The organism is Streptomyces sp. NRRL WC-3605 (assembly GCF_001509795.1).
Lineage (GTDB): Bacteria > Actinomycetota > Actinomycetes > Streptomycetales > Streptomycetaceae > Streptomyces > Streptomyces viridochromogenes.
On record NZ_LLZN01000091.1, the window covers coordinates 184,779 to 210,856 of the forward strand.

At 71.3% G+C, this 26,078-nt stretch carries 28 protein-coding genes; 13 read left to right on the forward strand and 15 right to left on the reverse strand.

Translation table 11 applies throughout. The features are described 5' to 3' along the window. Positions 1-107 precede the first annotated feature (107 nt). Positions 108-554 (forward strand): sec-independent translocase, encoded by a 447-nt coding sequence (locus ADL34_RS29545; protein WP_062668701.1) that lies wholly within the window; start codon positions 108-110, stop codon positions 552-554. Positions 555-780: 226 nt separating this feature from the next. Next, positions 781-1,449 carry a hypothetical protein gene (locus tag ADL34_RS29550; protein ID WP_062668702.1) on the forward strand — a complete coding sequence of 223 codons (669 nt, stop codon included), beginning with the start codon at positions 781-783 and terminating at the stop codon, positions 1,447-1,449. A gap of 218 nt (positions 1,450-1,667) precedes the next feature. Here the strand turns inward: ADL34_RS29550 and ADL34_RS36240 are convergent, their stop codons facing one another. Beyond that, positions 1,668-1,970 carry a hypothetical protein gene (locus ADL34_RS36240; protein WP_062668703.1) on the reverse strand — a complete coding sequence of 101 codons (303 nt, stop codon included), beginning with the start codon at positions 1,968-1,970 and terminating at the stop codon, positions 1,668-1,670. A gap of 329 nt (positions 1,971-2,299) precedes the next feature. Between ADL34_RS36240 and ADL34_RS37080 the strand changes: the two genes are divergently transcribed. Next, the gene (locus ADL34_RS37080) at positions 2,300-2,434 is read left to right on the forward strand and encodes a hypothetical protein (protein WP_267891486.1); all 135 of its coding nucleotides are present in this window, start codon (positions 2,300-2,302) and stop codon (positions 2,432-2,434) included. A gap of 166 nt (positions 2,435-2,600) precedes the next feature. Here ADL34_RS37080 and ADL34_RS29560 read toward each other — a convergent pair whose 3' ends face one another. Further along, entirely contained in the window at positions 2,601-3,029 is a 429-nt protein-coding gene (locus ADL34_RS29560) for a MarR family winged helix-turn-helix transcriptional regulator (protein WP_062668704.1), read from the reverse strand. A 123-nt stretch (positions 3,030-3,152) separates the two neighbouring features. On the opposite strand from ADL34_RS29560, the gene ADL34_RS29565 reads away from it, so the two are divergent. Together ADL34_RS29565 and ADL34_RS29570 are read left to right on the forward strand one after the other, a co-directional pair. Then, positions 3,153-4,058 (forward strand): MBL fold metallo-hydrolase, encoded by a 906-nt coding sequence (locus ADL34_RS29565; RefSeq protein WP_079034200.1) that lies wholly within the window; start codon positions 3,153-3,155, stop codon positions 4,056-4,058. Between the two features lie 174 nt (positions 4,059-4,232). After that, the gene (locus ADL34_RS29570; protein ID WP_062668705.1) at positions 4,233-5,213 is read left to right on the forward strand and encodes an aldo/keto reductase; all 981 of its coding nucleotides are present in this window, start codon (positions 4,233-4,235) and stop codon (positions 5,211-5,213) included. A gap of 610 nt (positions 5,214-5,823) precedes the next feature. Here the strand turns inward: ADL34_RS29570 and ADL34_RS29575 are convergent. Genes ADL34_RS29575 through ADL34_RS29585 form a run of 3 tightly spaced genes read right to left on the reverse strand, consistent with a single transcriptional unit; the run spans position 5,824 to position 8,885 of the window. Continuing rightward, positions 5,824-6,957: an Mrp/NBP35 family ATP-binding protein gene (locus ADL34_RS29575; RefSeq protein ID WP_062668706.1), complete on the reverse strand. Its 1,134-nt coding sequence runs from the start codon at positions 6,955-6,957 to the stop codon at positions 5,824-5,826. Positions 6,958-7,000: 43 nt separating this feature from the next. Beyond that, positions 7,001-7,600, reverse strand: a complete 600-nt coding sequence (locus tag ADL34_RS29580) for a DUF1003 domain-containing protein (protein ID WP_062668707.1) — start codon at positions 7,598-7,600, stop codon at positions 7,001-7,003. Then, entirely contained in the window at positions 7,590-8,885 is a 1,296-nt protein-coding gene (locus ADL34_RS29585; protein ID WP_062668708.1) for a magnesium transporter MgtE N-terminal domain-containing protein, read from the reverse strand. The genes ADL34_RS29580 and ADL34_RS29585 overlap by 11 nt, the downstream gene beginning before the upstream one ends. Positions 8,886-9,116: 231 nt before the next feature. On the opposite strand from ADL34_RS29585, the gene ADL34_RS29590 reads away from it, so the two are divergent. Then, positions 9,117-9,866: a hypothetical protein gene (locus ADL34_RS29590; protein ID WP_062668709.1), complete on the forward strand. Its 750-nt coding sequence runs from the start codon at positions 9,117-9,119 to the stop codon at positions 9,864-9,866. Between the two features lie 4 nt (positions 9,867-9,870). Here the strand turns inward: ADL34_RS29590 and ADL34_RS29595 are convergent, their stop codons facing one another. Then, positions 9,871-10,383 (reverse strand): hypothetical protein, encoded by a 513-nt coding sequence (locus ADL34_RS29595; protein ID WP_062668710.1) that lies wholly within the window; start codon positions 10,381-10,383, stop codon positions 9,871-9,873. A gap of 32 nt (positions 10,384-10,415) precedes the next feature. Further along, on the reverse strand, positions 10,416-11,531 hold the full coding sequence (locus ADL34_RS29600) for a magnesium and cobalt transport protein CorA (protein WP_062668711.1): 1,116 nt from the start codon (positions 11,529-11,531) through the stop codon (positions 10,416-10,418). 505 nt (positions 11,532-12,036) lie between these two features. Here ADL34_RS29600 and ADL34_RS29605 point away from each other — a divergent pair. Then, complete coding sequence (locus ADL34_RS29605; RefSeq protein WP_062668712.1) at positions 12,037-12,621, forward strand: suppressor of fused domain protein; 585 nt, start codon at positions 12,037-12,039, stop codon at positions 12,619-12,621. Between the two features lie 63 nt (positions 12,622-12,684). Here ADL34_RS29605 and ADL34_RS29610 read toward each other — a convergent pair whose 3' ends face one another. Then, positions 12,685-13,911, reverse strand: a complete 1,227-nt coding sequence (locus ADL34_RS29610; RefSeq protein WP_062668751.1) for an MFS transporter — start codon at positions 13,909-13,911, stop codon at positions 12,685-12,687. Between the two features lie 173 nt (positions 13,912-14,084). On the opposite strand from ADL34_RS29610, the gene ADL34_RS29615 reads away from it, so the two are divergent. The 3 genes from ADL34_RS29615 (at position 14,085) to ADL34_RS29625 (ending at position 16,417) form a co-directional block, all read left to right on the forward strand. After that, positions 14,085-14,726: a DUF6758 family protein gene (locus ADL34_RS29615; RefSeq protein WP_062668713.1), complete on the forward strand. Its 642-nt coding sequence runs from the start codon at positions 14,085-14,087 to the stop codon at positions 14,724-14,726. 114 nt (positions 14,727-14,840) lie between these two features. Then, positions 14,841-15,698 (forward strand): PHP domain-containing protein, encoded by an 858-nt coding sequence (locus tag ADL34_RS29620; protein ID WP_062668714.1) that lies wholly within the window; start codon positions 14,841-14,843, stop codon positions 15,696-15,698. Between the two features lie 113 nt (positions 15,699-15,811). Further along, entirely contained in the window at positions 15,812-16,417 is a 606-nt protein-coding gene (locus tag ADL34_RS29625) for a MarC family protein (protein WP_062668715.1), read from the forward strand. An 85-nt stretch (positions 16,418-16,502) separates the two neighbouring features. Here ADL34_RS29625 and ADL34_RS35895 read toward each other — a convergent pair whose 3' ends face one another. Further along, positions 16,503-16,655, reverse strand: coding sequence for a hypothetical protein (locus ADL34_RS35895; protein WP_086867242.1), 153 nt, complete (start codon positions 16,653-16,655; stop codon positions 16,503-16,505). Between the two features lie 240 nt (positions 16,656-16,895). Here ADL34_RS35895 and ADL34_RS29630 point away from each other — a divergent pair, with 240 nt between their 5' ends. Then, a complete protein-coding gene (locus ADL34_RS29630) occupies positions 16,896-17,789 on the forward strand; it encodes an NYN domain-containing protein (RefSeq protein WP_062668716.1) in 894 nt (297 codons plus the stop codon). Between the two features lie 63 nt (positions 17,790-17,852). On the opposite strand, the gene ADL34_RS29635 is transcribed toward ADL34_RS29630, so the two are convergent. Then, on the reverse strand, positions 17,853-18,734 hold the full coding sequence (locus ADL34_RS29635) for an alpha/beta fold hydrolase (RefSeq protein WP_062668717.1): 882 nt from the start codon (positions 18,732-18,734) through the stop codon (positions 17,853-17,855). Between the two features lie 108 nt (positions 18,735-18,842). Continuing rightward, positions 18,843-21,188, reverse strand: a complete 2,346-nt coding sequence (locus ADL34_RS29640; RefSeq protein ID WP_062668718.1) for a DEAD/DEAH box helicase — start codon at positions 21,186-21,188, stop codon at positions 18,843-18,845. Positions 21,189-21,662: 474 nt separating this feature from the next. Between ADL34_RS29640 and ADL34_RS29645 the strand changes: the two genes are divergently transcribed. After that, complete coding sequence (locus ADL34_RS29645; RefSeq protein ID WP_062668719.1) at positions 21,663-22,427, forward strand: ferritin-like domain-containing protein; 765 nt, start codon at positions 21,663-21,665, stop codon at positions 22,425-22,427. Between the two features lie 151 nt (positions 22,428-22,578). Here the strand turns inward: ADL34_RS29645 and ADL34_RS29650 are convergent, their stop codons facing one another. The 4 genes from ADL34_RS29650 to ADL34_RS29665 form a co-directional block, all read right to left on the reverse strand. After that, on the reverse strand, positions 22,579-22,848 hold the full coding sequence (locus ADL34_RS29650; protein ID WP_062668720.1) for a hypothetical protein: 270 nt from the start codon (positions 22,846-22,848) through the stop codon (positions 22,579-22,581). Positions 22,849-23,066: 218 nt separating this feature from the next. After that, positions 23,067-23,294, reverse strand: a complete 228-nt coding sequence (locus tag ADL34_RS29655) for a DUF3107 domain-containing protein (RefSeq protein ID WP_062668721.1) — start codon at positions 23,292-23,294, stop codon at positions 23,067-23,069. A gap of 194 nt (positions 23,295-23,488) precedes the next feature. After that, the gene (locus ADL34_RS29660; protein WP_062668722.1) at positions 23,489-24,130 is read right to left on the reverse strand and encodes a TetR/AcrR family transcriptional regulator; all 642 of its coding nucleotides are present in this window, start codon (positions 24,128-24,130) and stop codon (positions 23,489-23,491) included. A gap of 237 nt (positions 24,131-24,367) precedes the next feature. Continuing rightward, on the reverse strand, positions 24,368-24,592 hold the full coding sequence (locus ADL34_RS29665) for a hypothetical protein (protein ID WP_062668723.1): 225 nt from the start codon (positions 24,590-24,592) through the stop codon (positions 24,368-24,370). A 289-nt stretch (positions 24,593-24,881) separates the two neighbouring features. Between ADL34_RS29665 and ADL34_RS29670 the strand changes: the two genes are divergently transcribed. Continuing rightward, entirely contained in the window at positions 24,882-25,907 is a 1,026-nt protein-coding gene (locus ADL34_RS29670; RefSeq protein WP_062668724.1) for an alpha/beta fold hydrolase, read from the forward strand. The last annotated feature ends 171 nt before the right edge of the window (positions 25,908-26,078 follow it).

Here is a 26,078-nt window from a genome sequence, read left to right on the forward strand (position 1 = left end):
ACCGGTCGTGGTGGATGGCCGGGTAACGTGGGGGCGGCCCGGACCACGGAAAGACCCGCAGGCGACCACCGAGGGCCGAGGACCGAGGACATCGCAAGGAGCTTCAGGTGTTCAATGACATAGGACCGCTCGAGCTGGTGACGCTGATCGTCCTCGCCGTGCTCGTCTTCGGTCCGGACAAGCTCCCCAAGGTCATCCAGGACGTCACGCGGACGATCCGCAAGATCCGCGAGTTCTCGGAGAGCGCCAAGCAGGACATCCGCCAGGAACTCGGCCCGGAGTTCAAGGACTTCGAGTTCGAGGACCTCAACCCCAAGACCTTCATCCGCAAGCAGCTGGACAACGAGGAACTGGGGCTGAAGGAGATCCGCAACGGCTTCGACCTGAAGAAGGAGATGGCCGAGGTCACCGACGCCGTCCACGGCCGGGAGACCGAGTCGCCCGCGGCACCCGCCGCCGGGCCGGCCTCGTCCGGGGCCGGCCGGGTCGACATGACGAAGAAGCCGGAGACCCCGCGCGTCGAGCACCCGCCGTACGACGCGGACGCCACCTGAGAAGCCCGGCGCCCGGCCCGTACGTGACGCTTCTCATACGCCGGCCGGGCCCCCGCACGGCCTGATCCCGCCGTCCGCGCGCCTCGCGCGCCGGGCGGCTTCCCGGCTGTCAGCAGCGGTGTGGCTATGCTGCCGAGTTGTTGTGCGGACCGTACCCAACAGGGACCGCCGCCCGAAGGGGGGCGGGCCGGCCTGGTGCGGCGAGATCGAGGAGGCGTCCGGGCACATGGAGACGACGAGTCAGACGACGAGTCGGGCGGTCGCGCAGGAATCGACCGAGGAGAGCGGCCGGCAGGCCCCCTCCGCCCGGCGCACGGTCGACGGCTACCTGCTGGCGCCCTTCCCCTGGTACGGCCTCGACGAGGCGTTCACCGGGCCGCGCTGGCTGATGCAGGTCGGCACGGCGGCCGACGGGGCCGTGGAACACGGTTCGATCGGGCACGGTGACGAACCGTCCGTGCTCAACGAGGCGGCGGAGGGCCGCGAGAAGTTCGCGGTGGTCGTGAGCGTCGCCGCCAACCCGTCCCGCCGCAGCGCCGACGGAACGGGCCTGCTGGAGGCCACCACGGTCTCCTCGGCGGCCTGGCTGGCCGGCGTGGGACTGCTGTCCTTCACCTGGCCCGGCCAGATGGACCACTCGCTGCGGGACGACTGGCTCGACCAGCAGACCGAGACGGCGTGGGCGCTCGCCGACGACCTCGACGGACCGGACTGGTCGACGCTGTCCCTGCCGGTGGACGGCGTGCCCACCCCGTTCCACTACCGGGAGTCCGAGTTCGGCTGGGTCCTCGCGGGCTCCACCCAGGAGGGCGTCCACCTGGGCGCGTACGGCCGCGGCATGAGCGCGTACGGCCTGGGCTTCGCCATGATCAAGGACATCGCGTCCTACGCGTGACCCGCACGTCGACGTGACCCGCACGTCGAAGGGGCGCCGCGAAGCTCGCGGCGCCCCTTCGACGTACGTACGCCCCTGAGGGCGGGTCAGAACTTGAAGCCGCAGGTCACGGCATGGTTCGCCCCGTGGGGGCCGCCCGTGGGCCGTCAGAGTGAGAAGGCTCGCCAAAGAGCGGGACTCGACGGACTCGCGGGTCGAGGGGTCCGCGTCCTGACTCTTCATCCACAAAGCTGCTGGTCAGCTACGGTGGCGGCAGGACTGACAGCCTGCTCGAGGACGTAGCCGACGTGCTTGACCTCGTCCTGAACCCGGACGAGCCGGTTCACGTCGCCCTCCGACGGCAGGTGCCCCGACTCAGGGTGCAATCCCGCTGTGAGTGCGGTTGCGGCACTGCCTACTTCGACCTCGACGCCGACGCGGTGGAGCTCGCGCCAACGGGCCCCGGCACCGTCGTGGCTGCCGACGTGCAACTGTTCACCGAAACCGGCGAGTGCCCTGGCGAGGTCCTGGTCTTCGCGCACGGCGGCTACCTCTCAGGCTGGAGGTCTGTTCTTGGAGCGATGACGTCGGGTGAATCTCGCCGCGGCGCTGGCAAAAGCCATCGTCCTGAACCCGAGCCGGTAGCAGCCGGCGGTCTCGGACCCTGACGCCGTCACCACGAGTCGACCGACATCCCGGGTTCAAGTTCAGTACCGCCGGCTGGCCCGCCCGACCGGTTCACACGGCGCCGAGAGAGCCCGGATCAACCCCATCGAATTGCCGGCATGAGTCCCGGGCGACGCCGAGCAGCTCCGTCATCGGCACCGCGCGACGACTGGTCGCGGAGAGGTCGTGAGGTCTGCACGCCCGTATGGGAGTGCGCCAGCACCCCAGACGACTCGAGCCCTACGAGAACCGCCTGATCCGCGCATTCCTGTGTCCGGACGGCTACCGCAACTACGGCGACTACCTCATGACAGAGCCGTTGGGGCACGTCGCCTCGTGACGTCGTTCTCGCCCTCGGTGGTCAGGCAGCCAGAACGGCCGAAGCTGCCGGCCACTTCAGTGGGTGGAACTACGAACGGCTGCTGTTCCCGGAGACACCCGCCGAACCGTAGGCCCCGCCGAACGAGCCGTGGCCGCAAACCCAGCGGCCCTCTGCCGGCGTCCACTCATGGACGGACAATTGCTTGCTCAAGCAGGTCCCTGAGAGCGCGCTGCTGATCAGGACTGAGACCGGCCAGCGGCGAGTCCTGGGCGAGGAGTTCAAGGACCTGTTCACGGAGGGAACCGCCCTCGGCGGTGAGGATGAGTTGCTTGGCGCGGCGATCGGTGGGGTGCGCGCGTCGTTCGACCAGGCCCTGTTTCTCCAGCTTGTCGATGACGAAGGTCACGTTGGAGGGCTCGCAGCTCATGCGTTCGGCGAGCTCGCGCATGGTCATCGGTCCGGTCATCTCCCGCAGCGCGGTCACCTGCGGCACGGTGAGGCCCAGAGTCGCGGCGCGTACGCGCACATGATCGGAGATCTGCTGGGCCAGTCCGTTGATCAGGCCACACACCCTTCGCTCGGCGACGGTCTGCGGCTCCGGGGGCTTCGTCATGCGTTCCACCCTACCAAATCGCATCAAGCTAAAATCATTCAAGCTTGTAATATTCTGGCTTGATGCTTATGGTTGCGTCGTCGCGTCCGGGCGACGCAACGATGATCGACAAGGTGAGGAAACGTGGCGTATTCCGCAGACGATCTGGTCCAGAGGCTGAGGAAGCCGGCGGGTATCCGCTCGGTACGACTGGGCGACGTGAAGGTGACCTACGTACCGGACGGAGCGGCGCGGCTCAGGCCGCGCGATCTGCTTCCCGACACCCCTGAAGAGGTGTGGGACGCACGACCCGAGTTCCTGGACACGTCCGGCAACCTGGTGGTGAGCATCGGTGGCCTGCTGGTGGAGAACGGCGACCGCGCACTATTGATCGACGTCGGGATCGGACCACACGACTCGCACGCCTCGCAGGGCCCGGTCGCCACGATGCACGGCGGTGCGCTCCTGGACAGCCTGGCCGCACTCCGTCGCAGGCCCGAGGAGATCGAGGCGGTGGCTTTCACTCACCTGCACCCCGACCACATCGGTTGGGCCTGGCATCCCGCACCGGGCGGTGACCGGCCCCCACTCGCCCACGCCGATTACCTGATGTCCGAACCTGAATGGGCTCACCGCGGTGTGCTGGAGGCGCAGGGGATGAGCAAGGAGATGGCCGGCCTGGCACCGAGCGTCCGCACCGTGGCGGACGGGCAGGAGATCTTTCCGGGAGTACGGATGCGGATAGGCGCCGGTCACACGCCCGGACATGCCGAGTACGTCATCACATCGGGCGGGCAGCGGCTGATCGCCTTCGGCGACGCCATGCTCTCATCGATCCAGGTCGAGCACCCCGAATGGCCCCTGGCCTTCGACGGCGACCCCGTCCCGGCGGCCGACTATCGCCGCCGCCTCGTCGCCGACTTGGCGGAGCCCGACACGATCGGTTTCGGCATCCACTTCGCGGACGTGGTGTTCGGACATGTCCGGCGGGACGGCGACAGCCCCACTTGGCGTCCCCTGGACGCCTCATCCGTCGGTGACGACCTATGACGCCCTGCTCCCCTGCAGCCACTACCTGCCCAAGAGCACTGCAAAGCGGATCAGGGCCCGCCCTGCTCGCGCGACCAGACACTGTCAACTCGAATGATCGACAAGGCGATGGACCGCGGAGCCGGGAGCAGCGCCCAGTGATTCCGACAACAGCCAGAGAATGAGAGAAGCCCAATGAAGCACATCAAGCTGGGGGACCTGGATGTCTCCCGTATCGGTCTAGGCCTGGTGTCGATGTCCTACGCCTACACCGGCGCCAACACGGACGACGCCGAGTCGATCCGCACCATCCACCGCGCCCTTGAACTGGGGGTCACGTTCCTCGACACCGCCGAGGTTTACGGCCCCTACATCAACGAGGAACTCCTCGGCAAGGCGCTCAAGGGCCGTCGCGACCAGGCCGTGGTGGCGACGAAGTTCGGCATGATCTCCCACACCGGCCGGCCGGCCGGGCAGCTCGACAGCAGCCCGGCCAGCATCCGCACTGCCGTGGAGGGCTCGCTCAAGCGGCTGGGCACCGACTACATCGACCTGTACTACCAGCACCGGGTCGACCCGAACACGCCCATCGAGGACACGGTGGGGACGCTGGCAGAACTGGTCCGAGAGGGCAAGGTCCGCCACATCGGCCTCTCCGAGGCCGGGCCGGAAACGATTCGCCGCGCCCACGCCGTCCACCCCATCGCTGCAGTCCAGTCGGAGTACTCCCTGTGGGCCCGGGAACATGCTGAGGCGCGGGTGCTGCCGCTGCTGCGGGAACTGAACGTCGGGTTCGTGCCCTACTCGCCCCTGGGACGCGGTTTCCTCACCGGACAGATCCGCTCCACGAGCGGCTTCGACGACACCGACCTGCGCAAGAACAACCCCCGCTTCACCGGCGAGAACTTCCAGCACAACCTGCGCATCGCCGACAAGATCGAAGCCCTCGCAGCCGAGGCGGGTGCCACCCCGGCGCAGGTCGCCCTGGCCTGGCTGCTGGCCCAGGGCGACGATATCGCCCCCATCCCCGGCACCAAGCGCGTGGCACGCGTCGAGGAGAATACCGCCGCTGACGCCGTGGAGCTGACCTCAGAACAGCTCAAGAAGCTCAACGATCTCCCCCCAGCCGTCGGCGAGACCCACGACGAGGCGGGCCTGCGCACCCTGGAGCGTTGACCTCGGCCCGGACATGAATACAGGCCACACGCTCGCCAACCACAGGAGCACCGGGCCGTCGACTCCCTATGTCGCTTCGAGGGCCTGGTGCCAGCTGCTCGGGTCGCTGAGACCCGTCCCGTAACCGATGGTCAGAGACGAGATGATCTTGCCGTGTCCCAGGAACAGACTTCCAGCCACGACAGGTAGCCGCCTGGACGGCCGGAGGATTTGCCGCTCTCTGTGGCGATGCGCTGGTCGGCACACTTGGTGGCAGTGGGCGGACCGGCCGGCCGAACCGCTGGAGGTCTGCCCAGTTCCGGAACTGTTCCGCTGACGCCCAACGTCGGCATCAACGAACTCGGACAGTGGCACAGCAGCACCCCCGCGCGACCCCCAGCCCAGTCGACGACGAGCCCAGGCGTCAGGCGACCGGCTGACGTGCTCGGCCGACCTCAATGAACCCCCGCCTGTAGTTCGTATGGAGGGACATGCCGAGGGCGGTCCGCTCGGGCCGTCTCTGGGCCGTGCATGGGCGCTCAACGACCACCAACGTTGACAGACGTCGACGGCTTCGCCGCTGGTCAGAAGTTTGACCAGTGACGGAGCCGCAGACCGCAGACGTGCGAGTTCAGAACTTGTTCTTCGGGGTGATCCCCAGCGACAGGCCCGACAGGCCGCGCTGGCGGCCGCCCAGCTTGCCCGCGATCGAGCGCAGGGCCGCGCCCGCCGGGGAGTCCGGGTCGGTCAGGACGACCGGCTTGCCCTCGTCGCCGCCCTCGCGCAGGCGGACGTCGATCGGGATGCTGCCGAGGACCGGGACCGTCGCACCCGTCGTGCGGGTCAGGCCGTCGGCGACCGTCTGGCCGCCGCCGGTGCCGAACACGTCGACCATCTCGCCGCAGTGCGGGCAGGGCAGGCCCGACATGTTCTCGACCACGCCGACGATCTTCTGGTGCGTCTGGACGGCGATGGAGCCGGCCCGCTCGGCCACCTCGGCGGCGGCCTGCTGCGGAGTCGTCACGACCAGGATCTCGGCGTTCGGGACGAGCTGCGCGACCGAGATCGCGATGTCGCCGGTGCCGGGCGGCAGGTCCAGGAGCAGGACGTCGAGGTCGCCCCAGTAGACGTCCGCGAGGAACTGCTGGAGCGCGCGGTGCAGCATCGGGCCGCGCCACACCACCGGGGCGTTGCCCGGGGTGAACATGCCGATGGAGATGACCTTCACGCCGTTCGCCGACGGCGGCATGATCATGTTCTCGACCTGGGTCGGGCGTCCGTCGGCGCCCAGCATGCGCGGCACGCTGTGGCCGTAGATGTCGGCGTCGACGACGCCCACCTTCAGACCGTCGGCCGCCATGGCCGCCGCCAGGTTCACCGTCACCGAGGACTTGCCGACGCCGCCCTTGCCGGAGGCGACCGCGTACACCCGGGTCAGGCTGCCCGGCTTGGCGAAGGGGACCTCACGCTCGGCCTGGCCGCCGCGCAGGGCGTTCGCCAGCTCCTTGCGCTGCTCGTCGCTCATCACGTCGAGCGTGACGTCGACCCGGGTCACGCCCTCGACGCGGGAGACCGCGTCCGTCACACGCTGCGTGATGGTGTCGCGCATCGGGCAGCCGGAGACCGTCAGATACACGGTGACCGCGACCGCACCGTCCGCACCGATCTCCACCGACTTGACCATCCCCAGCTCGGTGATGGGGCGGTTGATCTCGGGGTCGTTCACCGTCGCCAGTGCTTCGCGCACCGCGTCTTCCGTAGCCATAAGGACGATGGTACGGCCCGGTAGCCATGCCCGGGTAAGGCCGTCAGCGGTCGTCTACGTCACGTCCCGGTGGCCGTTCCGCCGGGAATACCCCGCGCTCGCGATGCCCGTTGTGCCGCTCCTCCAGCTCCTTCAGCATGTCCTGCAGCTCCGAGCGCATCCAGTCGCGGGTGGCGACCTCGCCCAGGCCGACCCGCAGCGCCGCGATCTCGCGGGTCAGGAACTCGGTATCGGCGATCGACCGCTCGTTCTGCTTGCGGTCCTGTTCGAGGTTCACCCGGTCCCGGTCGTCCTGCCGGTTCTGCGCGAGCAGGATCAGCGGGGCCGCGTACGACGCCTGCAGGGACAGGGCCAGCGTCAGGAAGATGAACGGGTACTCGTCGAAGCGCAGCTCGCTGGGCGCCGCGATGTTCCACAGCACCCACAGGATGATCACGACCGTCATCCACACCAGGAACCGCCCGGTGCCGATGAACCGGGCGACCCGCTCCGACAGCCGTCCGAAGGCGTCCGGGTCCCACTCGGGCAGGATGCGGCGGCGCGGCGGGCGCGGCTGGTCCAGCCGGGTCCGCGGTCCCCGTCCGGCGGCGGTCGCGCCCGCCGTGGCGCGCTCGCGTGCGCCGCCCTCGCGCTCAGGAGCCATCCGGGCCCCTTCCCCCGCCGGAGTCCTCGTCCAGGTGGAACTCGGTCTCCCGCCAGTCGTCGGGCAGCATGTGGTCCAGCACGTCGTCCACGGTGACCGCGCCCAGCAGCGACCCCGAGTCGTCGACGACGGGCGCCGCCACCATGTCGTACGTCGCGAAGAACCCGGCGACGACGGGCAGCGTCGCGTCCGGCTCCAGGGCCTCCAGCGCCTCGTCCACCATGGAGCTGACCAGGGTGTACGGCGGGTCGCGCAGCAGGCGCTGGAAGTGGACCGTGCCGAGGTACTTGCCGGTCGGGGTCTCGTCGGGCGGGCGGCACACGTAGACCTGGGCGGCCAGCGCCGGCGACAGGTCGGGGTGCCGGATGCGGGCGAGGGCGTCCGCGACGGTGGCGTCGGGCCGCAGGATGATCGGCTCGGTCGTCATCAGACCGCCCGCGGTGTGCTCCTCGTACGACATCAGGCGGCGCATGTCGGCCGCGTCCGAGGGCTGCATCAGGTTCAGCAGCCGCTCCTGCTCGTCCGCGGGCAGCTCGGCGAGCAGGTCGGCCGCGTCGTCGGGGTCCATGGCCTCCAGGACGTCGGCGGCGCGCTCCTGCTTCAGCTTGCCGAGGATCTCGATCTGGTCGTCCTCCGGCAGCTCCTCCAGCACGTCGGCGAGGCGGTCGTCGTCCAGGGCGGCGGCGACCTCGGCGCGGCGCTTGGGGGAGAGGTGGTGCAGCACGTTGGCGAGGTCGGCGGGGCGCAGCTGCTCGAACGTGGCCAGCAGGTTCTCCGCGCCCTGGCCCTGCTCCTCCAGGGAGAACCCGGTGACGGCCGACCACTCGACCGTCAGCGACTCGCCCTTGGCCCGCCGGAAGGCGCCGCCCCGGCCGCCCTTGCGGACGAACACCTTGTCGATCTCCCAGTCCCGGCGGGCGGGCAGCTGCTGCACCGACAGGTCCAGGACGGTGACCTCCTCGTCGGTCTCCACGAGGGTGACGCGACGGTCGAGCAGCTCACCGAAGACCAGCCGCTCGGTGGGCCGCTGCTCGAACCGGCGGACGTTCAGCACCCCGGTCGTGATGACCTGCCCGGACTCGATGCTGGTCACCCGGGTCATCGGCAGGAAGATACGGCGCCGCGTGGACAGTTCGACCACGAGGCCGAGCAGCCGCGGCGGGCGCCGGCCCACGCGCAGCATGACGACCAGGTCCCGCACCCGGCCCACCTGGTCGCCGTTCGGGTCGAACGCGGCGACACCGGCGAGGTGCGAGACGAAGATCCGGGGCGCGCCGGCTGCCATGGCTGAGGCTCCTCTGCGTGCGGGTCGGCCGAATTCCTGGTGCTGCTGTGACGGGGTGCCGCGCCGGGGCGCCCTTTCCGAATTGCCCGCTGGGGTGGGCTTCAGGCTAGCCCGTCCGCATCCGGTCCGCCCTGGTGAGGGGTCCGGACGGACTGGCTCCGCCCGGGACCCGGCGCCCCGGTACGCTGCCGTACGCCGCTCGGGTACCACGACAGAAAGGCAGCCCCACCTGTGACTGCGATTCCCCACGGCCGCCCCCGCAAGGCCGTGCTGGTGTCCGCCATGTGCGCCCTGGCCGTGTCGGCGACGGGGCTGACGGGATGCGGCAGCGAGGACCCCGACGCGGGGACCAACGGGGTCGGCAAGCTGCCGGTGGCCGAGATCCAGCGCAAGACCCGGGCCGCCGCCGACTCCGCCCAGGCGGTGCGCCTCTCGGGGAACGTGGTCACCAGCGGACGCACCTACAGACTCGACATGCGGCTGAAGGCCGACGGCGCGACCGGATCGGTCACCGCGCGCGGGTCCACGTTCCATCTGCTGCGCGTCGGCGAGCAGCTGTTCCTGAAGGCCGACGCAGGCTTCTGGAGCGACGCGGGCACCGACGGCAAGACGGACGCCGGGGCGGTCGACAAGTTGGACGGCAAGTACGTGAAGGTGCCGCAGGGCGATCCTTCGTACCAGAAGTTCAGCGGGTTCACCGAGAAGGACGTCCTGCTCGACGGGCTGCTGGCGCTGCACGGCAAAGTGACCACGGACGGGCACCACGAGCAGGCGGGCCTGCGCACCATCAGGCTCTCCGGCGACGGCGGGGACGGCGGCACCCTCGACGTCTCCCTGGAGGGCAAGCCCTACCCGCTGCTCCTGACCCGCGCGGGCGGCGCGGGCACCCTCACCTTCTCGGCGTGGGGCAAGGACTTCCCGCTGGAGAAGCCGAACAAGGACGACACCGTGGACTACGGCCGGCAGCTGCCGTCGTCCTGAACCCTCAGCCCCGCTTGCGGCGCTTCGCCAGCAGGCGGGGCAGCCCCGCCGGGATCGGGTGGCGGGTCGTCGCCGGTGTCGGCACGGGGACCTCGGCGAGAGAGCCGTCCGGCAGCGGGGCCGGCGCTCCCGCCGGCTCCAGGCGCAGCACCCGGCACTCGCGCGCCCAGCGCTCGGGCATCGCCTCCCCGTCCGGGGCGTTCAGGCGCTTGCCCTTGAGCTCGGCTACCGCGGCCTCCCACGCCTCGGTCCGCGCCGCCAGCTCGACGACCCGCGCCGGCCAGGACACCAGCCGGCCGCCCTTGTCCTTGCTGCGCACGGTGACCTCGACGGCGGCCCCGTCGGTCAGGCCGGGCAGCGGCTGCTCACCCGGGCCGTCGCCCACGACACACGCGGCACCCTCGTGCCACACGTGCCACAGCGCGCGGGCCGGGACGCCCGGCGCCGCGACCCAGACGAGGCCGGACTTCTTCGTGGCCTCCTCGACGAGGGCCTGGTCGAGCAGCTCGCTTGTCATGGCCCAAGCCTATCCAGCGGGGCCCGTCCGGATCAGAGCCAGCCGTTGCGCTTGAGCGTGCGGTGGATGCCCAGACAGATCGCGACGGTCACGCTGAGGATCACCGGGTAGCCGTACTTCCAGTGCGTCTCCGGCATGTAGTCGAAGTTCATGCCGTACACCCCGCAGACCATCGTCGGGACGGCGATGATCGCCGCCCATGAGGTGATCTTGCGCATGTCCTCGTTCTGCGCGACGGACGCCTGCGCGAGGTTGGCCTGGAGGATCGAGTTCAGCAGCTCGTCGAAGCCGATGACCTGCTCGTGCACGCGCGCGACGTGGTCGGCGACGTCCCGGAAGTACTTCTGGATGTCGGGGTCGATCAGCCGCATCGGCCGCTCGCTCAGCAGCTGCATCGGGCGCAGCAGCGGCGACACCGCACGCTTGAACTCCAGCACCTCGCGCTTGAGTTGGTAGATCCGGCCGGCGTCCGTGCCGCGCGGGGCGCCCTTGCGGCCCGGCGAGAAGACCTCGGTCTCCACCTCGTCGATGTCGTCCTGCACGGCGTCGGCGACGGCGATGTAGCCGTCCACCACGTGGTCGGCGATGGCGTGCAGCACCGCGGACGGGCCCTTCGCGAGCAGCTCGGGGTCGTCCTGGAGGCGGTGCCGCAGCGCGCGCAGCGAGCCCTGGCCGCCGTGCCGGACGGTGATGAAGAAGTCCCGGCCGGTGAAGCACATCACCTCACCGGTCTCCACGACCTCGCTGTTGGCGGTGAGACGGTCGTGCTCGACGTAGTGGACCGTCTTGAACACGGTGAACAGGGTGTCGTCGTAGCGCTCCAGCTTGGGCCGCTGGTGCGCCTGCACGGCGTCCTCGACGGCGAGCGGGTGCAGCCCGAACTCACCGGCGATACCAGCGAATTCGGCCTCGGTGGGCTCGTGCAGCCCGATCCAGACGAAGCCTCCGTCGCGGCGCACCTGGCGCATCGCCTCGTGCGGCGTCAGCGGCGTCGCGGTCGCCAGGCGGGCGCCGTCGCGGTAGACGGCGCAGTCGACGACGGCGGAGGGCGTCGCGGGGTCACGGGTGGTCTCGTACGGGCCGCTGTCCTTGCGCAGCGAGATGCGGGACGGACGGACCACGGCACGCAGGTCGCGGATCATCGACATGAGCAGGCTCCTTCGCGACGGGCAACGAAGCGCGTGCGTACCGCCGCACGGGTGGAACTGCCCGGAATGAGGACGTCCTGACCTCAGGATGTTTGGTACGTCCACAAAGCGGGGAGCACCGCACCGTTGCGGTGATGGGCTTCGTTGCTGAAACAGATCAGACCGATCAGGCAAAGCGAAACGAAGTGCTCTTCCGCGTCAGGAACACGAGCGTGAAAGGCGGCGGTCAGCCGGAGCCGGAACAGCCGAGCCAGCTACATCAACGGCGGGAAGAGCGAGTGGTACTGCACGGTCGACTTCGATCCATGACAGCCCCACCTCCTCCGGCCGGTCCCTCGTGAGGGACGTTCCATACCCCTAAGGGGTTCCCCGTACGGGAGTATTCAGGCGTCGGGACTCGTTCGCGATGCCTCGGCACGCTGCCCGAACACCGGGCAAGAGTATCAGCCGACAGAAGTGTCAAGGCGCTGCTTTGCCGCGTCCTGACGAGTTCTATGCTCGCCACATGGCTGATGTTCTTCCCCTGGTCGAGGCCCGGCTGCGCACCGCCCTCGGTGAACCGGACGCACGCGCGGCGGTCACCTTCCTCGGCACCGACCGCGTCGAGGTGCTCCGCTTCCAGGAGGGCGACATCGTCCGCTACGCCACCCTCGGCATGTCCGCGCACCCCATGACGGACCCGACGGCCGTGGTCGCCGACCCCGTCAAGGGCCCCCGCGCCGAGCTGGTCCTGTCCGTCCGCGCCGGTCTCGCCGACACCGACAAGGTGCTCCGCCCGCTCGCGGTGCTCGCCGCGTCCCCGCAGGTGGAGGGTGTCGTCGTGGCCCCCGGCGCCTCCCTCGACGTAGGTGAACCCCTGTGGCCCGGCGCCCCGTTCACCTCGGTGCTGGTCGCCGAGCCGGGCGGTCTCGTGGAGGACCTGGACCTCGACGCCCCCCTCGACCCGGTGAGCTTCCTGCCGCTGCTCCCGATGACGCCGAACGAGGCCGCCTGGAAGCGCGTGCACGGCGCCCAGGCCCTCCAGGAGCGCTGGCTGACGCAGGGGACGGACCTGCGGGATCCCACCCGCACGTCCGTCCCGTTGACGTGAGCGTCGCGTGAGCGCCCGATGAGCCCCACGTGAGCGATCTCACCAACCGGCCGTAGGGGAGCGTCAGTTGGCGAACACGGTGACGCTGTCCCGGGTCGCGTGCCGGGTGGTGTGCTCCTCGGCCGCCAGGGTGAGCGCCCCGCGGCGGACGAGGACGACGAGCGCGCCCAGCACCGCGGTGACGGCGGCCACCACGAACGGCACCTTCAGGCTGCCGGTCCACTCCTCGATCCGCGGGGCGAAGAACGGCGCCGCGGCCGCCGCGAACCAGCGGACGAAGTTGTAGCCGGCGCTGGCCACCGGGCGCGGCGCGTCCGACACGCCGAGGGCCAGCTCGGTGTAGACGGTGTTGTTCACGCCGATGAACGCCCCCGACAGGATCGTGCAGACCACGGCGGTCGTGTGGTCGCCGTAGCCGAGGACGAGCACGTCGGCCGCGAGCAGGACGAGCGAGCCGCCGAGGACCCACAGCGAGCCGAACCGCTTTTGCAGGCGCGGCGCCACGATCACCGAGAACACGGCGAGCAGCACACCCCAGGCGAAGAACACCGCGCCCGACCGGTACGGGCTCATGTCCAGCACGAACGGCGTGAAGGCCAGCACGGTGAAGAACGTGTAGTTGTAGAAGAACGCCGAGGCCGCCGCCGACGCCAGGCCGCCGTGGCCGAGGGCGCGGATCGGGTCGAGCACCGAGGTCTTGGTGGCCGGCTTGGGCTGCTCCTTGAGGAACGCCGTGATGCACAGGAAGCCGACGGCCATCAGGAACGCCGTGCCGAAGAACGGGTAGCGCCAGCTGGCGTCGCCGAGCAGCGCACCCAGCAGCGGGCCGCAGGCCATGCCGAGCCCGAGGGCGGACTCGTACAGCAGGATCGCCGCCGCGCTGCCGCCGGCCGCGGCTCCGACGATCACCGCGAGGGCGGTGGACACGAAGAGCGCGTTGCCCAGGCCCCAGCCGGCCCGGAACCCGACCAGTTCCCCGACCGAGCCGGACGTGCCCGCGAGCGCGGCGAAGACGACGACCAGCGCCAGGCCGAGCAGCAGCGTCCTGCGCCCGCCTATGCGGCTGGAGACGAAGCCGGTGAGCAGCATCGCCACGGCGGTGATCAGGAAGTACGAGGTGAAGAGCAGGGAGACCTGGCCGGCCGTGGCGTCCAGGCCGCTCGCGATGGACGGCAGGATCGGGTCGACGAGCCCGATGCCCATGAAGGCGACGACGGACGCGCCGGCGGTCGCCCAGACGGCCTTGGGCTGCCGGAGGATGCCGCCGGATCCCGCATCGAGGGGGTCCATGCCGTTCTCCAATCAGGACTGGTTCAGTCGGTGAAGGTGGTTGGTACCTGAACAGATTAGGTTAGCTATTCTAATTAATGCAAGCTACATCTATATCCTCGCGGTCCACGCGTTCCGTCCGGACGGGTGATCGTCCTTGACGTGACGCGGAAGGGGTAGGACCGTGGGGCCCTATGAGGGGCGAACCCAGTTGCCCGAAGTGCGGTGGCCGGGTCAGGGCTCCCGGACTCTTCGCCGACACCTGGCAGTGCGACGTGCACGGCACCGTGTATCCGGTGCAGCCCGTGATCCCGCCCAGCGTCGAGGCGCTCGGAGTGGTCGTGCACCGCACGCGGGTGCCCGTGTGGATGCCGTGGCCGCTGCCGATCGGGTGGCTGTTCACCGGCGTCGCCAGCGCGGGCGACGACCGCAGCGGCGGACGCGCGAGCGCCGTGGCCTGTTCCGGACCCGGACCGCTCGGCGGCCCCGGCGAGCTGATCCTGATCGCCGAGGAGCTCGGCGTCGGACTCGGCGCCCGCTACGCCGGCATCGACGGACCCGACCCCGGGGCGTACATCGACGTCGAGAAACCGCCGCAGGCCAAGGTCCTCGCCACCGGCCGCCCCACCCCGCTGTGGCATGTCTCCGGCACCCCCGACGACCGCGCGGTCTTCGCCGGCGAGGCGCTGGGGATGTGGCTGTGGGCGATCACGTGGCCCGAGCAGTCCGGGCTGCTCCTGTACGACGAACTGGTGCTCACCGATCTGCGGGACGCCGGGGCCGAGGTGGAGCTGGTGCCCTGCGGGGCGCTGTCCCCTCGCCTGCTCGAACCGTAGGAGGCGCCCCTCGGTGTAGGGGGCGCCGGTGCCGTGCGGGTGTGACAGGCGAGTCCGGAAATACGGCTATCCTTGTGCGGTCCCTTCCGTGCCGTCCCGACTGGAGTCCGCGTCGTGCGTATCGACCTGCACACCCACTCCACCGCGTCCGACGGTACGGACACCCCCGCCGAGCTGGTGCGTCACGCCGCCGAGGCCGGGCTGGACGTCGTGGCGCTCACCGACCACGACACGACCCGCGGCTACGCCGAGGCGATCGCCGCGCTGCCGGAGGGGCTCACGCTCGTCACCGGCGCGGAGCTGTCCTGCCGGGTCGACGGGATCAGCATGCATCTGCTGGCCTACCTCTTCGACCCCGAGGAGCCCGCCCTGCTCGCCGAGCGCGAGCTGGTGCGCGACGACCGGGTGCCGAGGGCCAAGGGCATGGTCGCCAAGCTGAACGCGCTGGGTGTGCCCGTCACCTGGGAGCAGGTGAGCCGGATCGCCGGCGGCGGCTCGGTCGGCCGCCCGCACGTCGCCTCCGCGCTCGTCGAGCTCGGTGTCGTGCCGTCCGTGGACGAGGCCTTCACCGAGGACTGGCTGGCCGACGGCGGCCGGGCCCATGTGGAGAAGCACGAGACGGATCCCTTCGAGGCCGTCCGGCTGGTCAAGGCCGCGGGAGGCGTCACCGTCTTCGCCCACCCCGCCGCCAGCAAGCGCGGCCGTACGGTCCCGGAGTCCACGATCGCCGAGCTGGCCGCGGCCGGCCTCGACGGGATCGAGGTCGACCACATGGACCACGACCCCGGCACCCGCGCGCGGCTGCGCGGACTCGCCCAGGAGCTCGGGCTGCTGACCACCGGCTCCAGCGACTACCACGGCAGCCGCAAGACCTGCGTCCTCGGCGAGTACACGACCGACCCCGAGGTGTACGGCGAGATCACGCGGCGGGCGACCGGCGCGTTCCCCGTCCCCGGTACCGGCGGAGTCTGAGCACCCTCACCCGCCCGTCCGATCCACCCGGCGTCGTCCGCCGTGCCCACCCCTGCCCGCCTCGCGGGCGGCCGGTCACGGTGGCACGCCCCTGCGCAAGGCACAGCTCACCCATGTTCGACGTCGCCGTCTTCGGCTCGCTCTTCCTCACCCTGTTCGTGATCATGGATCCCCCCGGGATCACCCCGATCTTCCTCGCGCTCACCGCCGGCCGGCCCGCCAAGGTGCAGCGGCGGATGGCCTTCCAGGCCGTCTGTGTGGCGGGCGGGGTCATCGCGGTGTTCGGCCTCCTCGGCCATCAGATCCTCGACTATCTGCATGTCTCGATCCCGGCGCTGATGATCGCCGGCGGTCTGCTGCTCCTGCTCATCGCGCTCGACCTGCTCACCGGCAAGACGGACGAGCCGCAGCAGACCAAGGACGTGAACGTCGCCCTCGTGCCGCTCGGCATGCCGCTGCTCGCCGGGCCGGGCGCGATCGTCTCCGTCATCCTCGCCGTGCAGAAGGCCGACAGCGTCGGCGGCCAGGTGTCCGTGTGGACGGCGATCCTCGCCATCCACGTGGTGCTGTGGCTCGTGATGCGGTACTCGCTGCTGATCATCCGGGTCATCAAGGACGGGGGAGTGGTCCTCGTGACACGGCTCGCGGGCATGATGCTCTCCGCGATCGCCGTCCAGCAGATCATCAACGGCGTCACCCAGGTGATCAAGGGGAGCTGAGACCCGGGCACCCCCTCGGCAGACCAAAGGGCCCCGTACGGCGTCGTGCCGTACGGGGCCCTGAAGCTTCGCGTCGATCCGCGCGTTACGAGGCCGAGGTGTCGGCCGGGCGGATCCAGAGTCGCTGCCCTATGGCGGCAGCCTGCTGAACGATCCGGTTGACGGAGGCGGCGTCCACGACGGTGCTGTCCACGGGCGTGCCGTCCAGCTCGTCGAGTCGCATGATCTCGAAGCGCATATGGCTTCTCCCTTCGTCTGGTCATCCTCCTGAGGAGAACATCTGGGGTGGAGGTCCCCGCGAGCCATGGCGCTCCCGGTTCCATAGGTATCTAACGGGCCGCGTGTTACAAACATTCCCTACGCTAAAGAAATTTTTCGAACGACTAACTACTGACCGGTAAGAGATCGTCGAACGATCAAGCAGGGACCGACCGGGACCGGTTGTGTTCGCAGCGTGACCGCCGGGACAATGGAGTCGATGAACGACGACCTGGCGGCGCTCGCCGCCCGCATCGACCACACCAACGAGCTGCTGCTGCGCATGCTCGCCGAGGTGGCGAAGACGCCCTCCACCCATGCGATCTTCGTCGACGCGGGCTACCTCTACGCCGCCGCCGGGCGCCTGGTCGCCGGCACGGAGGACCGCCGGGCGTTCGACCTGGACGCCGAGGGGTTGATCGAGGCCCTCATCGACCGGGCCCGCTCGATCTTCGCCGACAGCCGGCTGCTGCGCGTCTACTGGTACGACGGCGCCCGGCGCCGCATCCACACCGCGGAACAGCAGTCGATCGCCGAACTCCCCGACGTCAAGGTGCGCCTGGGCAACCTCAACGCCCACAACCAGCAGAAGGGCGTCGACTCCCTCATCAGGACCGACCTGGAGTCCCTGGCCCGGCACCGCGCCATCAGTGACGCGGCCCTCCTCGGCGGCGACGAGGACCTCGTGTCGGCGGTCGAGGCGGCCCAGGGGTACGGGGCGCGCGTCCACCTGTGGGGCATCGAGGCGCCGGAGGGCCGCAACCAGGCCGAGCCGCTGCTCTGGGAGGTCGACAGCCAGCGCACCCTCGACCTCGACTTCTTCAAGCCGTACGTCTCCCGGCGCACCGCCGCCGCCTACGAAGCCCCGTCCGCCCGGCCCACCCGGGAGGACGTGCGGTTCGTCGGCGCCCAGATCGCGGCCAAGTGGCTCGCGGCACGCGGCCGCGAGTCACTGGTCGAGCTGCTGCCCGGCCACCCGTACCTCCCCGGTTCCGTCGACCAGGACCTGCTGGTCGAGGCGGAGGGGCTGCTCCAGTACTCCCTGCGCGGCCAGGCCGACCTGCGCCGCGCGCTGCGCGACGGCTTCTGGGAGCACCTGCAGGGCCAGTACTAGGGTCTTTCGTCAAAGTCCCGTCGTTCGCCCGTAGGGCGGCAGGCGGGACTTTGCGGACACGACCTAGCCCCCGGTGACCGTGTCCCAGAAGTCGGCCGTGGCCCGGGCGGTCGGCAGGGGCCGGTCGGCGTTGGGTGAGTGCTCGGCACCCGGAATCACCGTCCGGTGCGCGCGCAGCCGTTCGGCCATGTCGTCCAGGACGGAGACCGGCCAGGTGTCGTCGCTCGCCCCCGACAGGACGTGGAACGGCAGCGGCAGGGCGGCGAGTTCGTCCACGCGGTCCGGTTCCGTGCACAACTGGCGTCCCGTCGCCAGGAGTTGCGCGGGCTTGGTGCCCAGCCAGCGGCGGCGCAGCAGCTCCGGGCCGCCGATGCCGCGGGCCGGGCCGCCGACCTCCTCGGGCGGCCCCATGGCGAGGATCGCCTCCCAGGTCTCGGCCATGGTCATCACCGCGAGCGCGTCCCGCAGCAGCTTCACGCGCTGCTGCTGGGAATCCGAGATCTGGGCGGGGCCCGACGCCATCAGGGTCAGCGACCGGAAGGGCGTGCGGTCGAGGAGGACGGCCGCGCGGGCGATCTGGCCGCCCAGCGAGTGGCCGAACAGGTGCAGCGGGGAGTCGAGGGGGCCGAGGGCCGCCGCCTGCGCGAGTACGTCACGCGCCAACTCACCCCGCTCATAGGCGGATTCGTCGTGTTCGGGCCCGTCCGACTCGTGCTGGCCGCGCCCGTCGACGGCCACCGTGCGATAGCCGCGCTCCGCGAGCGGCCCCTGCATCAGGGTGAAGTCCTCCTTGCTGCCGGTGAATCCGGGCAGCATCAGCGCGACCCCGCGGGGCCGCACCCCGGGCGCGACGGGGCAGTCGACGACGGCGAAGGCGCCGCGGTCGGTCCGCAGGGCGTAGGCGTGGGAGCCGGGAGGCGGGGTGTGGACGGGTTCGCTGCTCACGAGGGGGAGGGTAACCGGTGCGCCCCCGGCGTCCACCGCGCGGGAGCCCGGGAACGCCGACGGCCCGGCCCCCCTCTCGGTGGGGCCGGGCCGTCGGCGTCGTGCGGGTCAGCTCTCCGCGGGCTCCTCGGCGACTGCCGTGGCCTTGCGGGCGCGGCGCACCTTCGGCTTCGCCTCGGCGGCCGTCTCCACGGTCTCCTCGGCGGCCGCGGCCTTGCGGGTGCGGCGGCGGGGTGCCGCGGGCTCCTGCGTGGCCTGGGCCGGGATGTCGGCGGCCTCGGCGGTCGCCGCCGCGGTCTTGCGGGTGCGGCGGGCCTTGGGCTTGGCCTCCGTGCCCTCGGCCGTGTCGACGGCGGCCTCGGCGGTCGCGGCGGCCTTGCGGGTCCGGCGCGGCTTGGCCTCGGCCGTCTCGGACGCGTCGGCCGGAGCCTCGGCGGTCGCCGCGGTCTTGCGGGTGCGGCGCGCCTTCGGCTTGGCCTCCGTGCCCTCGGCCGTGTCGACGGCCGCTTCGGCGGTCGCGGCGGCCTTGCGGGTCCGGCGCGGCTTGGTCGTCTCGGCGGCCTCCGGCTCCTGAGCCGTCTGCGCCGGGATGTCGGCCGCCTCGGCGGTCGCCGCGGTCTTGCGGGTGCGGCGGGCCTTGGGCTTGGCCTCGGTGGCCTCGGCCGTGTCGAGGGCCGCTTCGGCCGTCTTCCGCGTCCGGCGCGGCTTGGCCTCGGTCGTCTCGGCCACCTCGGCGGGGGCCTCGGCGGTCGCGGCGGCCTTGCGGGTGCGGCGGCGCGGGGCGGCCGCGGGGGCCTCCTCCGTCACCGGTGCGGCGACCGGCTCGGACGCCCGTACGGCCTCCTCGGCGGCCTCGGCCACCGGCGCCGTCTGCGCCTCGGCCGACTTGCGGGTACGGCGGCGGCGCGGCTTCGCCGCGGTCTCCTCGGCGGTCTCCACGGCCGGGCCCTCGGCCGTGGCCACGGCGGCCTCGGCCTCCTGCGGGGCCGGCGCGGCCGTCAGGGACGCCTCGGCCGGTGCGCCGCCGCGGGTGCGGCGACGGCGGCGGGGCGTGCGCGACTCGGTCGCGGACTCCGCGGTCTCCGCGGGGGCCGCCTCCGCCGCCGGCGTACCGGTGGCGTCGGGCGCCGCCGGGGCGTCCAGCGGGCTCCCGCCGCGCGTCCGGCGACGGCGGCGCGGCGTGCGCGCCGGGCGCTCACGTTCCTCGGTGCGGGAGTCGTCCCGGCCGCCGCGGCCACCACGGCCGCGGGCGCCGCGGCCACCGGTCTCGCCGAGGTCCTCCAGCTCCTCCGCCGCCAGCCCGGCGCGCGTGCGCTCCGAGCGGGGCAGGACACCCTTGGTGCCGGCGGGGATCTTCAGGTCCTCGAAGAGGTGGGGCGACGTGGAGTACGTCTCCGGCGGGTCGTTGAAGTCGAGCTCCAGCGCCTTGTTGATCAGCTGCCAGCGCGGGATGTCGTCCCAGTCGACGAGGGTGATCGCGATGCCCTTGGCGCCCGCGCGGCCGGTGCGGCCGATGCGGTGCAGGTACGTCTTCTCCTCTTCGGGCGACTGGTAGTTGACGACGTGGGTGACGCCCTCGACGTCGATGCCGCGCGCGGCGACGTCGGTGCAGACGAGCACGTCCACCTTGCCGTTGCGGAACGCGCGCAGCGCCTGCTCACGGGCGCCCTGGCCGAGGTCGCCGTGGACCGCGCCGGCCGCGAAGCCACGCTGCTGGAGCTGGTCGGCGAGGTCGGCCGCGGTGCGCTTGGTGCGGCAGAAGACCATGGCCAGCCCCCGGCCCTCGGCCTGGAGGATGCGCGCGACCATCTCGGGCTTGTCCATGTTGTGCGCGCGGTAGACGAACTGCGCGGTGTTCGCGACCGTCTTGCCCTCGTCGTCCGGCGCGGTCGCGCGGATGTGGGTCGGCTGCGACATGTAGCGGCGCGCGAGGCCGATGACCGCGCCCGGCATGGTCGCCGAGAACAGCATGGTCTGGCGCCGGGCCGGCAGGAGGTTGATGATCTTCTCGACGTCGGGGAGGAAGCCCAGGTCGAGCATCTCGTCGGCCTCGTCGAGGACGAGCGCCTTGATGTGGCTGAGGTCGAGCTTCTTCTGGCCCGCGAGGTCGAGAAGCCGGCCCGGGGTGCCGACGACGACGTCGACGCCCTTCTTCAGGGCCTCGACCTGGGGCTCGTAGGCGCGGCCGCCGTAGATGGCGAGGACGCGGACGTTGCGGACCTTGCCCGCGGTCAGCAGGTCGTTGGTGACCTGCTGGCACAGCTCGCGCGTGGGGACGACGACGAGCGCCTGGGGGGCGTCGGTGAGGGCGTCGGGACGGGCGCGGCCGGCCTCGACGTCGGCGGGGACGGTGACCCGCTCCAGGAGGGGGAGGCCGAAACCGAGCGTCTTGCCGGTGCCGGTCTTCGCCTGGCCGATGACGTCCGTGCCGGAGAGGGCGACGGGGAGGGTCATCTCCTGGATGGGGAAGGGGGTGACGATGCCGACGGCCTCCAGGGCCTCGGCGGTCTCGGGAAGGATTCCGAGCTCTCGGAAAGTCGTAGTCAGGGTGCTGCCTCTTCTGTGTACGCGGTGCGAGGCGAGCGCGCGGGGGGTCTTGACGGACCGTGCCGGGGACGTCGGCTGCCGTACGGCGGGACCGTAAGGCACGGGACCACTGCCGACGCTCTAGCGCTCGTACCGCTGAGGGTGTCCCTCCGGTCGTCGTACGCATGGTGCCGTACGGCCGGGGAGGGCTGTCGGGTCGGAGCCGATCGGGCCACCGACCGGGCATCCTCATAACGCGCGGCCCGTCGGGTACGTCAGAGTACTCAGCGGGCGCATTACCACCATACCCCGGAATCGCGCACATGCGATGGCCGAATTGGTCACGTAGTCGTCGTCACAGTGATTGACCAGGGACTTCCGTCACGCACCGAGCGGGCTATTGTGCGCTTCATGACGACGCCTGACAACACCTCTGACGCCGCGGACACCGCCGACGCCCCCGTCGCACGCACCGGGGTCGCCGCCCAGGACTGGGCGAAGGCCTCCACCGATCCCCAGTACCGGGCCGCCGTCGTCGACCTGCTCGGCGCGCTGGCCTACGGCGAGCTGGCGGCGTTCGAGCGGCTGGCGGAGGACGCAAAGCTGGCGCCGACGCTCGCGGACAAGGCGGAGCTGGCGAAGATGGCGTCGGCCGAGTTCCACCACTACGAGAAGCTGCGGGACCGGCTCGCCGAGATCGGTGTCGAGCCCACCGAGGCCATGGAGCCGTTCGTCGCCGCCCTGGACGGCTTCCACCGGCAGACGGCCCCCTCGGACTGGCTGGAGGGCCTCGTCAAGGCGTACGTCGGCGACTCGATCGCCAGCGACTTCTACCGGGAGGTCGCCGCCCGGCTCGACTCGGACACGCGCGATCTGGTGCTGGCCGTGCTGGACGACACCGGCCACGCCGGGTTCGCCGTGGAGAAGGTGCGCGCGGCCATCGACGCCGACCCGCGTGTGGGCGGCCGTCTCGCGCTGTGGGCGCGGCGTCTGATGGGCGAGGCCCTGTCGCAGTCGCAGCGGGTGGTCGCGGACCGGGACGCGCTGTCGACGATGCTCGTGGGCGGGGTCGCGGACGGGTTCGACCTCGCGGAGGTCGGCAAGATGTTCTCGCGGATCACCGAGGCGCACACCAAGCGGATGGCCGCGCTGGGCCTGGCGGCCTAGCCGCCCCACATGTCAGGCGCTCGGCGACCGCTTCCTCCGGGCTAGGGGGTGTCTTGCCGATCAGGCCGGGCTCCCGGTGTCTGGCACCGCGCCTCGCCGCGTTGTCGTCGGTCGCCGATGCGCCGCATCGACTCCCTCCTCAAGACACCCCCTAGGCGGTGGCCGAGCGGCGGCCGAGTCTTCCCGCGGGGCGCACCAGCAGGGAGAGTGAGGCGGCGGCGACGATCGCGGCGCCGGTCAGGATCACGGCGAGGTTGCCGAAGTCGAGCGCCGTGTGCGTGACGAAGGCGCCGAAGAGGGCGCCGCCGGCACCGGTCGGCAGGACGAGCGAGCGGGCGGGCATGCGGTGCGGCAGGCGGCTGTACGCGGCCCACGCCAGGGCCAGGCCGAGGATCGCGGAGCTGAGCGCTTCCAAGAGCATGCTGGGGTCCCTCCCACATGGCCGACCTGCTCGAAACGGTCGTACCCCGTCATACCCCTGACCTGCGGAATCCAATCCTCCTCTGTGAACGGGCTGTGTCCCGCGCGTGGAGGAGACCTGGAGGCGCCGACGCCGCGGAACGCGGTGCGGGGAACGGAAGAGGGGCCCGGCGACCGTGGTCGCCGGGCCCCTCTCCGCACGCTGTGGCGGCGGATGCCTCAGAGTGCGCCGAAGCCCACCTTGCGCGGAGCCGGCTCACCGAGCTCCACGTACGCGAGACGGTCGGCCGGGACGAGGACCTTGCGGCCGTGCTCGTCGACGAGGCTCAGCAGCTGAGACTTGCCTGCCAGCGCCTCGGACACCGCCCGCTCGACGTCCTCGGCACTCTGACCGCTCTCCAGAACGATCTCGCGGGGCGCGTGCTGCACGCCGATCTTGACCTCCACGGCTATGTCCCTCCGACGGTCAGTGAAGTGCGCGACCTTGCGCGCCGTACCCAGCACACATTAGCCCGGTGAGGGGATGTCCACGCTCCGCCGGGCCACGCCAGGAGCGAACAGCGGACGGGAACAAACGCGCACCACGCGCGCGTGCGGGCCCGAGGCGGCCGTACGCGCGCGTGGTGCGTGACGTGTGCGGCTCAGTGCGCGTCGGAGCCGTGCAGCGGGAAGCCGGCGATACCGCGCCAGGCCAGCGACGTCAGCAGCTGGACGGCCTGGTCGCGCGGGACGCTGCGGTCGCTGTGCAGCCAGGAGCGGGCCACCACCTGCGCGAGCCCGCCGAGGCCGGAGGCCAGCAGCATCGACTCCGCGCGCGAGAGCCCGGTGTCCTCGGCGATGACGTCGCAGATCGCCTCGGCGCAGTCGTTCGTGACCTTGTCGACGCGCTCGCGCACGGCGGGCTCGTTGGTCAGGTCGGACTCGAAGACCAGCCGGAAGGCGCCACCGTCGTCCTCGACGTACGCGAAGTAGGCGTCCATCGTGGCGCGCACGCGCTGCTTGTTGTCGGTGGTCGACGCGAGCGCGCTGCGCACCGACTGGATCAGCGACTCGCAGTGCTGGTCCAGGAGCGCGAGATAGAGGTCGAGCTTGCCCGGGAAGTGCTGGTAGAGCACCGGCTTGCTGACACCGGCGCGCTCGGCGATGTCGTCCATCGCGGCGGCGTGGTAGCCCTGCGCCACGAAGACTTCCTGGGCGGCGCCCAGCAGCTGGTTCCGTCGGGCACGGCGCGGCAGGCGCGTGCCTCGCGGGCGTGCCGCCTCTGTCTGCTCGATGGCTGTCACGCCGCCTCCCAAGATCGTCCACATGCGGTGTGCGCCGCGTCGCCATCGTACTTTTCGGTAACCCCGGTGTGCGCGGTGCGAGCGCAGAATTTCACGGACCGGACGGTGGCGAAAGTCGCACGGAGGGTTTGAAACCGGGTCGCAATGGGCATGGGCCTCGAATCTCTCCTGCTCAGCGGCCCTGTTCCCGCGCCCGGACGGGCCCTCGCCGGTCCCGGCCCTCGCGGCACCGGCCGGTCAGCGATAGTCGTCCTCGTCGAGGGAGACCACGCGCGCCTGCTCGACCAGATCGGCCTCGTTGGCCCGGTCCGGGTCCACCTCCGTCAGCGGGTCGTCGCGGTCCGGTGTGACGTCCGCCTTCTGCTCTGCGGCGTCGGCGGGCGGCGCCTCGACGTCGAACTCCTCGGCGTCCTCGGAGTCGTCGTGCACGAACGTCTCGGGGTCGGTGGGATCGACGGCCATGGTGGGCTCCCTTTCCTAGAACGTCCCCGTGGGGGGTGCGGTGTCCCCGGGCGAGACTGGGGTCCGTGTCCGGGTGCCCTGCGTACGAGCCTAGGAGACACCCGATCCGGACGCTATGCGATGAGCGGGCCGTTCGCGGGCGATCCGGGCGGTTTCCGGACCGCTGCGCACGGGACGGTCCCCGTGGCCGGTTCCCGGCGGTAGTCCTGCCATGTACGCGTCGGCTTGTGATGGCGAACACAATGGCGAACGCATGAATCACCGCGTGATCACCTCGTAACATTGCCGCATGTCTTCGACCGAGCTGCCCTCCGTGCCGGCCGCCCACGTGCTCCCCCAGGTGGCGACCGTCCGGGTCGCGGAGGGGGAGCGGCTGCGGTCGGTCGGGCTGCCCGGCGTGACGCTCACCGTGCGGTCGCGCCCGCCCGCGCGTGAAGGGCTGCCCCCCGCGCTGTACGTCCACGGGCTCGGCGGCTCCTCGCTCAACTGGTCGGCGCTCATGGAGCAGCTCGACGGCGTCGTCGACTCCGAGGCCGTCGACCTGCCCGGCTTCGGCGACTCCCCGCCACCGGACGACGGCAACTACTCCATCACCGCGCACGCACGCGCGGTGATCCGCTATCTGGACGCGTCCGGCCGCGGCCCCGTACACCTCTTCGGCAACTCGCTCGGCGGTGCGGTCTCCACGCGCGTCGCCGCCGTCCGCCCCGACCTCGTCCGTACGCTCACCCTCGTGTCGCCCGCGCTACCGGAGCTCCGCGTCCAGCGCACCGCCGTGCCCACCGGGCTGCTGGCGGTGCCGGGGGTGACGGCGCTCTTCACGCGGCTCACCCGGAAGTGGACGGCGGAGCAGCGCGTGCGGGGGGTGCTGCAGCTCTGCTACGGCGAGCCGGGACGGGTGACGCCGGAGGGCTTCCGCGACGCCGTCGCGGAGATGGAACGGCGGCTGCGGCTGCCGTACTTCTGGGACGCGATGACACGGTCCGCGCGCGGGCTCGTCAACGCCTACACCCTGGGCGGACAGCACGCGCTGTGGCGGCAGGCCGAGCGGGTGCTGGCCCCGACCCTGCTCGTCTACGGCGGCAAGGACCAGCTCGTCGGCCACCGCATGTCCGTCAGGGCGGCACGTGCCTTCCGGGACTCCCGGCTGCTGACCCTTCCGGAGGCGGGGCACGTCGCGATGATGGAGTACCCGGACGTCGTGGCCCGGGGCTTCCTCGACCTCCTCGCGCGGACCCCGGGCGGTGAGCCCGACGCGGGCCGACGCCCGTCCGGCACCGGCGCGGGTGCCCCGACCGAGAACCCGGGGAGCTGAGGCGCGCGTGGGACGCCACAGCCGGCGCGGCCTCGCCAGACGGGACGCCGCGGAGACGACGGCACGACAGGACGCCGCGCAGGCGCCGCCCGAGCAGGGCCCGCCACAGGGCCGGCCCTCTGTACCGGGTCCCGGCCGCCCCTCGGGAGCTCCGACGCCCCCGCCCGCCCG